This is a genomic window from Saliphagus infecundisoli, assembly GCF_020177375.1.
Taxonomy (GTDB): Archaea; Halobacteriota; Halobacteria; order Halobacteriales; family Natrialbaceae; genus Saliphagus; species Saliphagus infecundisoli.
The window spans coordinates 65,824-77,651 of the sequence record NZ_JAIWHV010000017.1; the positions used below are offsets into that span (position 1 = coordinate 65,824).

The window sequence follows — 11,828 nt, forward strand, 5'->3', positions numbered from 1 at the left end:
GACAGCTGACCATGATCCGCTCAATCCGATCCGACCGCCGGTGTATCGCCTTCAGAACGGAGGATCCGACCGACGAGCGCGGGGTGGCCCGATGACCGCTGCCGATCCCGATCGGTCGATGCCGCGGGCGGACGACCCCATCGCGGAGGTTAGGAACCTGACGGTCGCCTTCGAAATGGACCGGGGCCAGTCCCGGGTCGTCGACGATCTGAGCGTCGATATCGAGCGCGGCGAGATCTTGGGCGTCGTCGGCGAGTCTGGATCGGGGAAGTCGATGTTCGCCTCCTCACTTATGGATGCTGTCGTCGAACCGGGCGTCGCATCTGGCGACGTCACTTACCACCCGCCCTCCGGGGAGTCGGTCGACGTCCTCGAGCTCTCGAAGGGCGAGCTTCAGGAACTTCGCTGGGAAGAGGTCGCGATGGTGTTCCAGGGCGCGATGAGTTCGTTCAACCCCGTCCGGACGATCCGGGACCACTTCGTGGAGACGCTCTCGGCCCACGACTACAACGTCAGCGACGGTCTCGAGCGCGCCCGAGAACTGATCTCCGATCTCTACATGGATCCCGAACGGGTGCTTTCCTCCTACCCTCACGAGCTCTCGGGTGGGATGAGCCAGCGAGTGCTGATCGCGCTCTCGCTCATCCTCGATCCCGAGTTGCTGGTGATGGACGAGCCCACCGCGGCGCTGGACCTCCTGATGCAGCGCTCTATCATTTCCCTGCTCGACGGGATTCAGGAGAAACACGACCTGTCGATCGTCTTCATCACCCACGACCTCCCGCTGGTCGCGGGGCTGGCCGATCGGATCGCCGTGATGTACGCCTTCGAGATGGTCGAGATGGGGCCCACCGACGAGTTGCTCACCGATGCGGCCCATCCCTACACGCGGGCGCTCCTGAACTCCACGCCGAACCTCCGAGCGCCGATCGATCGGATGCGGTCGATCGACGGCGAGAGCCCGGATCCGGTGAACATCCCATCGGGCTGTTCGTACCACCCGCGGTGTCCCATGGCCGACGAACAGTGTCGGGAGGTCGATCCAGAACCCTACCGGGTCGACGGCGACCACGCCGCCAACTGTCACTACTGGGAGGAAGCCGCGGAGGCGGTCCCGGCAGTGACCGAGGAGTTCGACGACGCCGGCGAGATGGGTGCGGCCGCGACCGAACGCACGCCGGAACGCCGGTCCGGCGAGCCCGTCCTCTCGATGGACGACGTCGAGGTCTACTTCGAACAGGAGAGCAGCGCGTTCTCGCTGTTCTCCGATCCGGACGACGTCAAGGCCGTCGACGGCATCGATCTCGACGTCTACGACGAGGACGTCGTCGTGCTGGTCGGCGAGAGCGGCTGTGGGAAGACGACGCTGGGCAAAACCGCGATCGGACTCCAGCGCCCGACCGGGGGGGTAGTCGAGTACCGCGGTCAGGACGTCTGGCAGGCCCGGGATCTGGTCGGCGACATCGACATTCCCTACGAGGAAATCCGCCAGTCGCTGCAGATCATCCACCAGGATCCGGGGAGCGCCCTGAACACCCATCGACGGGTCCGGGCGGTTCTCGAGACTCCTCTCAAGCGGTGGTATCCCGAACTCGACGGGAACGACCGCCGCGAGCGCATCCTCGGGATGCTCGAGTACGTCGGAATGACGCCGCCGGAGGACTACATCGATCGCTATCCGTTCCAGTTGTCGGGCGGCGAGATGCAACGGATCGCGCTGATCCGGGCATTGCTGATCAATCCCGAGTTGATTCTAGCCGACGAGGCGGTTTCGGCGCTGGACGTCTCCCTGCGCGTCGAGATGATGGACCTCCTTCTGGAGCTTCAGGACACGTTCGACACCTCCTACCTGTTCATCAGCCACAACCTCGCGAACGCCCGGTACATCACCGAGAAGGCCGACGGTCGAATCGGGGTGATGTACCTGGGCGAACTCGTCGAGATCGGCTCGCCCGAGCGGATCATCAACGACCCGAAACACCCCTATACGCAGGCGTTGCGGTGGGCGACGCCCGAACTCGATCCCGACGATGATCCCGGCGAGCGCCCAATGCGCAAGATCGATATCCCGGACGCGGCCAACCCTCCATCGGGCTGCCGGTACCACACCCGGTGTCCGGAGGCCCGCGAGGCCTGTCGCCACCAGCGGCCCGAACTCGTCGAGGCCGAGGGAGAAGAGCCGGGTTACCAGCAGGCGGCCTGCTTTCGGGAGTACGAGGACCACGAGTACTGGGACAGCGAGCCAATCACCGACGAGGACGACGCCGACTCCGTCGACTCGGGAACGGGCCCGGGTACCGCGGAGGCCGACGACTGAGCTGCCGGTCCCGGTTTCTGCCGACGATTATCCGACGGCTGCGAAAACGACTCAGACCAGACAGACGTAGTACTGTCTGGCCCACAGATACTTCGGGTCGAGGTCGGGCGGGATCGCGAAGGCGATCTCGATGTCGGTCTTTGCTCCGGGAGACAGCCGGGTCCGGGTCCCGGAGACGCCCTCCGAGAGGCGCTCGGAGAGGGCAGGATCGGGCGCGCTCTCGTCGGGATCGAGTCCCTCGAGCCAGAACAGCTCGTGATCGAGTTCGGCCCCGTCACCACTCTCGTCGGTGGCCGTCATTCGGACGGCGAAGGCGTCTTGGTCCCCGAGGTCCGCCCCGAGTTCCGCCGGCTCGAGCCGTCGGGTGTCGGTGACGACGAGCGCGATGTCGCTATCTTCGAGAACAAACCGGTCCATCAGGTCGAGTTCGACGTAGTCGAACACGTACGCAGTCTCGTCGTCTTCGGTCTCGTTTCCGCTACTTGCTTCGGGTTCGTCCCCCGTCCCGTTCTCGACTGGACCGGCTGTACTATCCGATGTCTCCGTCCCCGCCGCGTCGGACCCGATCGCTCTCGGCGGGGCGACACAGCCCGCGACCGAACCAACGGCGGCGGCCCACACTGCGGAAAGATATCGCCGACGGCGCATACGTCGGGTTTTCTCCGGTCGTACAAAGGAGTTGTGGTGGAATGTGCCACACCGATCCCCCGTAGATGACTGGGGGATGGGAAGGCGAACGGCGTCGACTTCTACTCGCAGAGTACGTACAGCCGCTGGCGGGCGTCGCCCTCGTAGAGGCGCTCCTCGATGTAGCCGTGGTCCTCGAGGGTGCGGACGGCGTCCCTGACCGTCCGGGTCGGGAGCCGGCTACGCTCGACGAGGCCCTTCTGGGTGAGCGGACCCTCGTACTCCAGGGTCTTGTACACCAGCTTCGCGCTGGGGGGGAGCTGTTCGATCGGCGATTCGGTCTCGGGCGGCGGTCGTTGCGTCGTCATACACACGGGTGATGGTCCCTCGCCCGTGTCATACGGCTTCCCGTACTTAGCTGTTTCCGGTGTGGCAACGTGGCCCGATACGGGAGCGCTTATCGGGCGAGCGCCGAGAAGGAAACCGGCATGGAGATCATGGACGTGCGCGCGATTCCACTCCGAAGGGAGCTCAGGGCGCGGTTCGCCAACGCCCAGAAGTGGATCGGGAGCCGGGAGTACTGTCTCGTGCGGGCTGAGACCCGCAAAGGGGTCGTCGGCTGGGGCGAATGCTGGGGTCCGATCGCGGGCAACCGCGAGATCGTCGAGCGGACGGTCGCCCCGCGGCTGGCCGGCGAGCGCGTCGACGAGGTCGAAGCGCTCCACGACGAACTGGTCTTCGAACTCCGGTCGTCGTACCACTCGTTCGTCCCGGCGAGCGTGGTAAGCGGCGTCGACGTCGCGCTCTGGGACGCCTACGGGAAGTCCGTCGACCGGTCGGTCTCCCGGCTGCTGGGCGGCCGCCGCCGGGAGTCGGTTCCGGCGTACGCGACCGGCCACTTCTTCAGGGACGTCGATTCGATCGAGGAGCTCGAGACGATCGTCGCCGAGGAGGCCCGCTCGCACGTCGATCGGGGCTTCACCGCACTCAAACAGAAGATCGGGCTGGGCAGACACTTTCCGTGGGGGACCGAAGAGGACCTCCGGCTGGTCGCGGCAGTGAGGGAGGAGGTCGGCGACGGCGTCGACCTGATGGTCGACGCGAACCACTCGTACGACGTCGCGGACGCGACCCGGGTCGCCCGCGGCCTCGCCGACTACGACGTCCGCTTTTTCGAGGAGCCCGTGCCCCCGGAGGTCGGCTACTACGCCGACCTCGCCGACCGAACCGTGACTCCGCTGGCGGGCGGGGAGTGCTGGGCGTTCCGCGAGGAGTTCGACCGCGCGCTCGCGGAGGGGGGGTTGGCCTACGTCCAGCCCGACGTCACCAGTGCGGGAGGGATCACATCGACGGCCCGCGTCGCGAGCATGGCCGAGGCGCGCAACATCCAAACGTACCCTCACGTCTTCGGGAGCGCGGTTGCACTGGCCGCCAGCCTCCAGGTGCTCGCGACGATCCCCGGCGACCCCATGCTCGAGTTCGACCGCACCGAGAACCCGATCCGGGAGGGCCTCGCGGTCGAGCCGATCACAAACGACGGAGACCGGGTCCCGATCCGGGACGCGCCGGGGATCGGGATCGAGGTGGACGAGGACGTCCTGGCGGAATACGAGGTGGAGCTATGAGCTACGACATCGCGGTCATCGAGGGCGACGGCATCGGCCCGGAAGTGATCGACGCGGTCCGCCCCCTGATCGAACGGACGGCGGACGGTTACGGCTTCGGGATCGAGACGACGAACTACGGCTGGGGCAGCGAGCGCTACCTCGAGGAGGGCGCGATGATGCCCGAGGACGGGCTCGACCGGCTGGCCGACCACGACGCGATCCTGCTGGGCGCTGTCGGCCACCCCGACGTGCCCGACCACGTCGCGCTTCACGGACTCCTCCTGCCGATCAGGAAGGGGTTCGACCAGCGGATCTGCAAGCGTCCCTCCGTCCTCTTCGAGGGGATCGAGAGCCCGCTACGAGGGTACTCAGGCGGCGAGATCGATTTCGTCGTCTTCCGGGAGAACACCGAGGGCGAGTACGCCGACGTCGGCGGGCGCGAACACCGCGGGGAGGACCACGAGGTCGCGGTTCAGACCGCCGTCTTCACCCGGGAGGCGACCGAGACGATCGTCCGGACGGCTTTCGAGGCCGCAGCCGAGCGTGAGGGCCATCTGACGAATATTACGAAGTCGAACGCCCAGGCCTACAGCATGGTGTTCTGGGACGAGGTCGTCGCCGAGGTGAGCGAGGAATATCCCACAGTAGCCGTCGAGCGGCTGCTGGTCGACGCCGCGAGCATGGACCTCGTGCGCCGGCCCGAGGAGTTCGACGTGCTCGTCGCCTCGAACCTCTTCGGCGACGTACTCACCGACCTGGGCGCGATCGTCAGCGGCAGCCTCGGCCTCGCGGCCTCCGCGAACCTCGCCTCCGGCGACGAGCCCTCGATGTTCGAGCCGGTCCACGGCAGCGCCCCCGACATCGTCGGTCAGGGGGTCGCGAACCCGCTTGCGACCGTCCTCTCGACTGCATTGCTGTTCGACTACCTCGGGGAATCGGCGGCCAGCGATCGGCTCTGGGAGGTCGTCCGCGAACAGCTCGCCGACCCGAACGCGCCCCGGACACCCGACGTCGGGGGGGAGGCGGGTACGGAGGACGTCGTCGCCGACCTCGCGGACCGGCTGTAAGGTACCAGCCCATATCTCCCGTACCTCAACGGGTTTAGGCGCCCATGGCAAGCTGTGACGCATGACGACCGATTCGTTCGACGAGGGCGAGGTGCCCGGACGGACCGACGCCGACCGCGAGCGGCTGTCGATCGTCGAGGAGCACGCCGACAGGGTGCTCGAGGTCGGGCGCGACCGATGGAGCGGCGAGGGGACGCCGCTGCTCGCCGATGGCGTCCGCGTCGCGGACAACGAGCCGGCCCGCTGGCGCTACGACGGCGAGACGTTCGTGCTCTCGAACATGGCCAGCCAGCAGAACCTCTTTCGAGCCCTATCGGGGCTTTCCGCCCTCACCGGCGATCCCACCTACGAGGACCGCGCGAAGGCAGTCGTCGATTACCACTTCGAGCATCTTTCCGGGGAGAACGGGCTTCTCGAGTGGGGCGGCCACCGCTTCATCGACCTCAAGAGTTTGGAGCCGATCGCCCACGTCGACAACGGCGCCCATGAGTTCAAGACTCACTTCCCGTTCTACGAGCTGCTGTGGGAGACCGATCCGGAGGCGACCCGGCGGTTCCTTCGAGCGGTCTGGAACGCCCACGTCCTCGACTGGGAGACTCTCGACATGAACCGCCACGGCGAGTACGGCCTCGAGACCGGCGACCTGTGGGACAACAGTTTCGGGGACCCGGAGCCGTTCTACGAGGGGCGGGGCCTCTCCTTTATCAACATCGGCGCCGACCTGGTCCACGCCGCGGGCGCGCTCTACCGGCTGGGCGGCGAGGAGGGCGCGCTGACCTGGGGGAAGCGGCTCGCAGGGATGTACGTAAAGGCCCGCCACCCCGAGACCGGGCTCGGTGCCTACCAGTACACCAAGCCCGAGCGCCGCGAGGAGCCCCCCGAGACGGGGCCGCTGACGGGGAATCTGACCAACTCCAAGTACGGCGACCGCGCCGAGAACCAGTTCGGGGAGCAGTTCGGCGACGTCGCCCGAGAGGGGTGGGTCCACTGGGGGAGCCGTCTCGAGACGATCCACGTCACCGCGGCGGTGATGCAACTCGGGCTGGCCGAGCGGCTGGGCAGCGAGGGCCGGCAGCTCCGGGACTGGACCGTCGACGGCCTCGACGCGCTCGCGGAACACGCCTACGCCCCCGAGCGAAACGCCTTCCGGCCGATGTGGGCCGACGGGACCGACCTGGCCGGGAAGCGCTTCGGCCGAACGGGCTACTACGGCGAGGAGGGCACCGAATGGCGACCCCGTGACGCCGACATGGGCTTCCTGCTCTCGTACGTCCGAGGCTACCGGCTCTCGGGGCGCGACCGGCTCTGGGAGACCGCCCGAAACATCGCCGACGGACTGGGAATCGGCGACGTCGGCACCGAACCCGGGAGGGGTATCTCCCTCGAAACCGAGGTGGCCGAGCCGACCCCCGAGGAGGTGTTCGCGCTCCTCGAGTGCTACCAGACGGCGCGGGACTCGGCGTATCTCGAGCGAGCCCGTCGGGTCGCCGACGGGCTGATCGAGGAGCGCTACCACCGCGGCTTCTTCCTGCCAAGCGAGGACCACGTCCACGCGCGGTTCGACACGGTCGAGCCGCTGGCGATCCTCCGGCTCGACGCCGTCCTGCGGGGCGAGGCCGAACGGGTGCCGGCGTACGTCGGCGGGAGCGGCTACGTCCACGGCACCTTCGACGGCCACGGCCGGACGCGGGACACGAAGGTGATCTGGCCGGCGACGAGCGAGTAGCGGCCTCCCGCGACCGCCTCCGGCACGCGAACGTTTAACACCGTTCCCGCGCAGGCGGTAGTGGAATGGAGATCCGAGACGTCGAGACGATCGAGTTCACTTACGAATCGAACAAGGTCCGCGACGAGAAGGGTCACTCACACCCCGGCGAGCCCCACGAGGCGAGGGGGACGATCACCCGCGTCGTCGTCGAGGACGGTCCCGACGGCTACTGTCCCGGCGGGTCGGCGGCGACCAACGACCTCGCGGCCGACTACCTCGTCGGCGAGGACCCCCGCGAACGCGAGGCGATCAGCCAGCGGCTGAAACGGAGCCAGCGCCTCCACAAGGGGTCGTTCGCGGACACGAACCTCGCCCGGATCGACTGTGCGCTGTGGGACGTCGCCGGCAAACTGTACGACGAACCCGTCTACCGCCTGCTGGGGGGTCACCGCGAGTGGGTCCCCGCCTACGGCAGCACGATGGTCGGCGACGACGACGGGCTGGGATCTCCGGAGGCCTACGCCGACTTCGCCGCCGATCTGGTCGATCGGGGCTACCCGGCGGTCAAGCTCCACACCTGGATGCCCCCCTACGACGCCTCGCCCGAGCGGGTGATCGAGGCCTGCCGGGCCGTCCGCGAGCGGGTCGGTCCCGACGTCTCCCTCATGCTCGACTCGCATCACTTCTACAGCCGGACCGAGGCCCGCCGGATCGGACGGGCGCTCGCCGACCTCGAGTTCGCCTGGTTCGAGGAGCCGATGGACGAACACTCAATCTCGGCCTACGAGTGGCTCACCGAGGAGGTGGAGGTCCCGGTCGTCGGCCCCGAGACCGCGGAGGGGCGCCACCATACCCGCGCGGAGTGGATCAAGCGCGGCGCAAGCGACGTCAGCCGGGTCGGGATCGCCGACGTCGGCGGCCTCACGCCCGCCCTGAAGACCGTCCACCTCTGTGAGGCCTTCGCCGTTCCCTGCGAGGTCCACGGCGCGAACCTCCCGAACCTCCACCTGCTGGCCGCGATGGCCGACTCCGGCGAGTACTACGAACGGGGACTGCTCCACCCCGCGTTCGACTACGAGGCCGCGACGCCCTGGCTCGTCGAGGTTCCCGACCCGCTCGACGACGACGGCCGTGTTCTCCTCCCCGAGGAGCCCGGACTGGGCTACGAGTTCGACTGGGAGTTCGTCGAGACCAACCGGATCGACGGTGCCGACTAGGAGAACCTCGCCGCGACGGGTCGGCCGATGGCTTGACACTGCCAGCTGTAACTATCTGAAGATTCTCGGCGACCCTGAGTGGTCTGCGCAAAGTATGGATACTCACAGAACCTATAGAGTGTATGATGAAAAGTCACCGCTTCAACGTGACGGAGCACCTCTCTGAGGAGGAACTCGATAGAATGATCAACGAAGCCCAGAAGGCGGACGAGCCGAGCCTCGTCGGCCGTCTCTATTTCGTGATGAACCTCTACGCGGGTGATGTACTGGAGGGAGCCGCCAGACGCGTCGGGGTTTCACAAGCCAACAGTAGCCGCTGGGCACACGCGTGGAACGACGCCGGTGTCGATGGATTGCGACCGAGTTTCGGGGGCCGACCGCCCCCGAAACTCTCGGACATGCAGTTCGCCGAGCTGTGTAAGATCCTCAAAGAAGGCCAACCGTGGACGCCACGGGCGATCCACACGCTCATCGAAGACCGCTACGGCGTCACCTATGACTCTGCTCACTTGAGCCGGAAGTTGCGCGAGAGCGGGATGCATTACGTCATCAAACCACGCCCAATGGACCCGCGCAGTCCCGAGAACGCAGATGAGATACTCGCCGAGCGCCTCGCTAAGGCGCTCGGCGAGGAGTATGAGAAGGCGGATGAACAGGAGGATGATCCGGTCGTCCTCGGCTTCTTTCGATGAAACGTGGTCACAACTGTTCGACAATTCCCAGCGGATGTGGTCGTACGACCGAACGGTAATAATCGAGAAACCGCTAGTAACGGCCCCGTGGCGCTCGTTCGGTTTCTACGCACTGACCGGGAAGAGCACGATCTCGTTCGGTGAGCGAGTCACCAAGGAAACCGTCTGTGATGCGTTGGAGGTGATCCGTGAGCAGAATCCGGTCGGGCGGATTCTACTCGTGGCGGACAACTACAGCTTCCCATCACGCGAAACTCACCACACAACGGGCCGACGAACTCGGCGAGTCAGGTGTTCGGAATGTGCATAAGCGATCGATGTCGGTCGGTTAACTACAGCGATAGCTGAGAAGAAAATTGGGGGCGGCTAATCATCTTCCTTCTCGAAGATGCCGACCATTCATTCTGCTCTTCACTGGACGAAAATAGAAGAGACACATAGAGATATCTCTCATGAGTCGGCGTTCCGCGGCCGCGGAACGCCTACGTCACGGGCACCTCCTTCCGGACGATATTCAGAAACGTCCGCGCAGGCACCCGTGGCTTCAGCCGCCGTTCAATATCGAGGCTGACCTGCACCAGCAGGTCAACGACTAGCCACATATCGTAGAGGATGACCGCAAAGCCGAAGTAGAACACTCGAACGGCGGTGTTTCGAGAAGTCGTCCACGCGAGGAAGTCCTTGATCGACTTGTAGCTATTCTCTATCCCCCACCGGCGGGCGTACCGCCGCATCACGCGGCGGGTACGCCCTCGCGCCTTCTTTGTCGCGTCACTCACTGAGAGGTTCGTTACGAACGTCACCGTTGCGCCTTTCTTCCGATCCGAGGGAACCCCGACCAGCGTCGGGGTGACCGTCACGTTGCCCCCTGGGATTGTTCCTTCCATCTCGTGGTTTTGGTTAACGCCGACATCGTGGTCCATATCCTGGACAAACCGCTTGACCGGGTCATCCGAGGATTTTCGGATGAGATAGAAGAGGCCTGCCTCTTCGACGGCGTCGATCACGCCGACGCCGTCGAATTCGGCGTCGGCGTAGACCGTCCCAATCAAGACGTGATCGCTCGCGATTTCGAGCAGCTGTTCGACGAGAACTCTTCGAGGGATGTAGCCGCGTAGCGGCCGCATCCCGAGCGTGAACTTCACCTCTTCGTCCACGATCGACACGGTCGCCATTTTGTAACACCACGAGTAGGACTTACTCGGTGGTGCGCCTGTACTCATCTGGAACTCTTCGCGGTCCCCGTAGTACGCGATATAGGTGATATCGATCGCCACATCGACGTGGCGATCGATCGAATAGTAACGCTCAGCAGCCCACATCATCGTCCCGATCGCTCCGTTGACCATCGAGGCGATCTCCATCGCCTCGAGTTGCTTGATGTAGTGGAGGTGCGTATCACCGTCAGGACTGCCGTTCTCGCGGGTTGTTTCCTCGTCGAAGATCCGGCTTCCCTGGTTGGCAGCAGTCCCAGTCAACCCGAGGTAACTCTGGAGATCGAGGAACGCGGTATCGTCATACCGCGTTCCGTCATCCGGTCGATCGAGATCAATCGCCGGAAACACGATCTGACAGAGAGCCTCTGTGACGTCTTTGGCCTTTCCTGTGATGTACCGCTGCTCCGAGCGAGTGGAGAGGTCACTCTTGTCCTCGGGCTCAAGCGTGCGCAGTCCGAGCGGGTTGCCCATCTCGTGGGCAACCGCGAGGATGCGTTCAGCAGATGTCCGGATGAAGGCTTGGAGGTGATTCGGGAATCGGTCGCGCCAGGCGCGACCGAGTGTCGTCCGACTTGGCGCGGTCTTGTTCCCAGCGAACTGGTCGGGATCAAAGCCGAGCGTGCGGGCACGCTCGGCGTCGATGAGGTAGTCGTGGAGCTCTGTGGTTGTGAAGCCGGCAAGCTCCTTGCAGTAGAACGCCCGTACCATCGGCTCGTAGCCGTAACGACCGTTCCATCCGGTTTTCCCGGCTTCGTAGACCCCAGTCTCACTGAAGTCAAACCCACGGACCATGGTCAGGAGGTCCGTGTCTTCGTGAATCAATTCCTCAGTCTGTCGTTCGAGTCTGCTGGAGTGGTCACTGCAACACTTGAATATTCAGAAGGAACGTGGCGATCTAGTTCTCAGCGACGCTCGGAGGCTTGTTTAATCGGGAAATCCACTCGTGGTGAGAAGCGCTTTGAGCTGGAGCCTGTGATGCGTATTCATCCATTGCGCTAATCACTCATCGCAGACTCGAACTCGGATGTCGTTTGAGACATCCATTTACAGTCGGCAACCAATCGGAGTCAGTTACCCGTCTCGTGCACAAAATCTGTCGTTCGGGACTCCTGGCGAGTGATCACTGTAACACCTGAATATCTGGGAGGAAAGTTTCAATCCAGTCACTAGCGAAGCTTACGCGGTGGCTCAATCGGAGAAACGTCTCGGTGAGGAATTCGCGGAAGTGCTCTTTGTCCGCGAAAATCTCTGGTGAGATTTCGCGTTTGAGATCTTTCCAGAGCGGTTCGATCGCGTTCAGCGTCGGCGAGTACGGCGGGATGAAGACGAACTCGATGCCGAGTTCGTCGGCCCGCTGTTGGGTGAGATGAGCATGG

At 64.8% G+C, this 11,828-nt stretch carries 10 protein-coding genes; 6 read left to right on the forward strand and 4 right to left on the reverse strand.

What is annotated here, in order from left to right; genetic code table 11:
- The first annotated feature begins 91 nt into the window (after window positions 1-91).
- Window positions 92-2,317 carry an ABC transporter ATP-binding protein gene (locus tag LCF40_RS16265; RefSeq protein ID WP_224829278.1) on the forward strand — a complete coding sequence of 742 codons (2,226 nt, stop codon included), beginning with the start codon at window positions 92-94 and terminating at the stop codon, window positions 2,315-2,317.
- 51 nt (window positions 2,318-2,368) lie between these two features.
- Here the strand turns inward: LCF40_RS16265 and LCF40_RS16270 are convergent, their stop codons facing one another.
- Both LCF40_RS16270 and LCF40_RS16275 read right to left on the reverse strand, forming a co-directional pair.
- A complete protein-coding gene (locus tag LCF40_RS16270; protein WP_224829279.1) occupies window positions 2,369-2,965 on the reverse strand; it encodes a hypothetical protein in 597 nt (198 codons plus the stop codon).
- Window positions 2,966-3,066: 101 nt separating this feature from the next.
- Window positions 3,067-3,312, reverse strand: coding sequence for a MarR family transcriptional regulator (locus LCF40_RS16275; RefSeq protein WP_224829280.1), 246 nt, complete (start codon window positions 3,310-3,312; stop codon window positions 3,067-3,069).
- Between the two features lie 69 nt (window positions 3,313-3,381).
- Between LCF40_RS16275 and LCF40_RS16280 the strand changes: the two genes are divergently transcribed.
- From LCF40_RS16280 to LCF40_RS16300, 5 genes are all read left to right on the forward strand, one after another.
- Window positions 3,382-4,569 carry a mandelate racemase/muconate lactonizing enzyme family protein gene (locus LCF40_RS16280; protein ID WP_224829281.1) on the forward strand — a complete coding sequence of 396 codons (1,188 nt, stop codon included), beginning with the start codon at window positions 3,382-3,384 and terminating at the stop codon, window positions 4,567-4,569.
- Window positions 4,566-5,618: an isocitrate/isopropylmalate dehydrogenase family protein gene (locus LCF40_RS16285; RefSeq protein ID WP_224829282.1), complete on the forward strand. Its 1,053-nt coding sequence runs from the start codon at window positions 4,566-4,568 to the stop codon at window positions 5,616-5,618. The genes LCF40_RS16280 and LCF40_RS16285 overlap by 4 nt, the downstream gene beginning before the upstream one ends.
- Window positions 5,619-5,679: 61 nt before the next feature.
- Window positions 5,680-7,344 carry a hypothetical protein gene (locus LCF40_RS16290; protein WP_224829283.1) on the forward strand — a complete coding sequence of 555 codons (1,665 nt, stop codon included), beginning with the start codon at window positions 5,680-5,682 and terminating at the stop codon, window positions 7,342-7,344.
- A gap of 65 nt (window positions 7,345-7,409) precedes the next feature.
- The gene (locus LCF40_RS16295) at window positions 7,410-8,543 is read left to right on the forward strand and encodes an enolase C-terminal domain-like protein (RefSeq protein WP_224829284.1); all 1,134 of its coding nucleotides are present in this window, start codon (window positions 7,410-7,412) and stop codon (window positions 8,541-8,543) included.
- A gap of 125 nt (window positions 8,544-8,668) precedes the next feature.
- The gene (locus LCF40_RS16300) at window positions 8,669-9,235 is read left to right on the forward strand and encodes a helix-turn-helix domain-containing protein (protein WP_224829285.1); all 567 of its coding nucleotides are present in this window, start codon (window positions 8,669-8,671) and stop codon (window positions 9,233-9,235) included.
- Window positions 9,236-9,717: 482 nt separating this feature from the next.
- Here LCF40_RS16300 and LCF40_RS16305 read toward each other — a convergent pair whose 3' ends face one another.
- On the reverse strand, window positions 9,718-11,328 hold the full coding sequence (locus LCF40_RS16305; RefSeq protein WP_224829291.1) for a transposase: 1,611 nt from the start codon (window positions 11,326-11,328) through the stop codon (window positions 9,718-9,720).
- A gap of 244 nt (window positions 11,329-11,572) precedes the next feature.
- On the reverse strand, window positions 11,573-11,828 hold a 256-nt coding region (locus LCF40_RS16310; RefSeq protein ID WP_224829286.1), incomplete at its 5' end, for a transposase.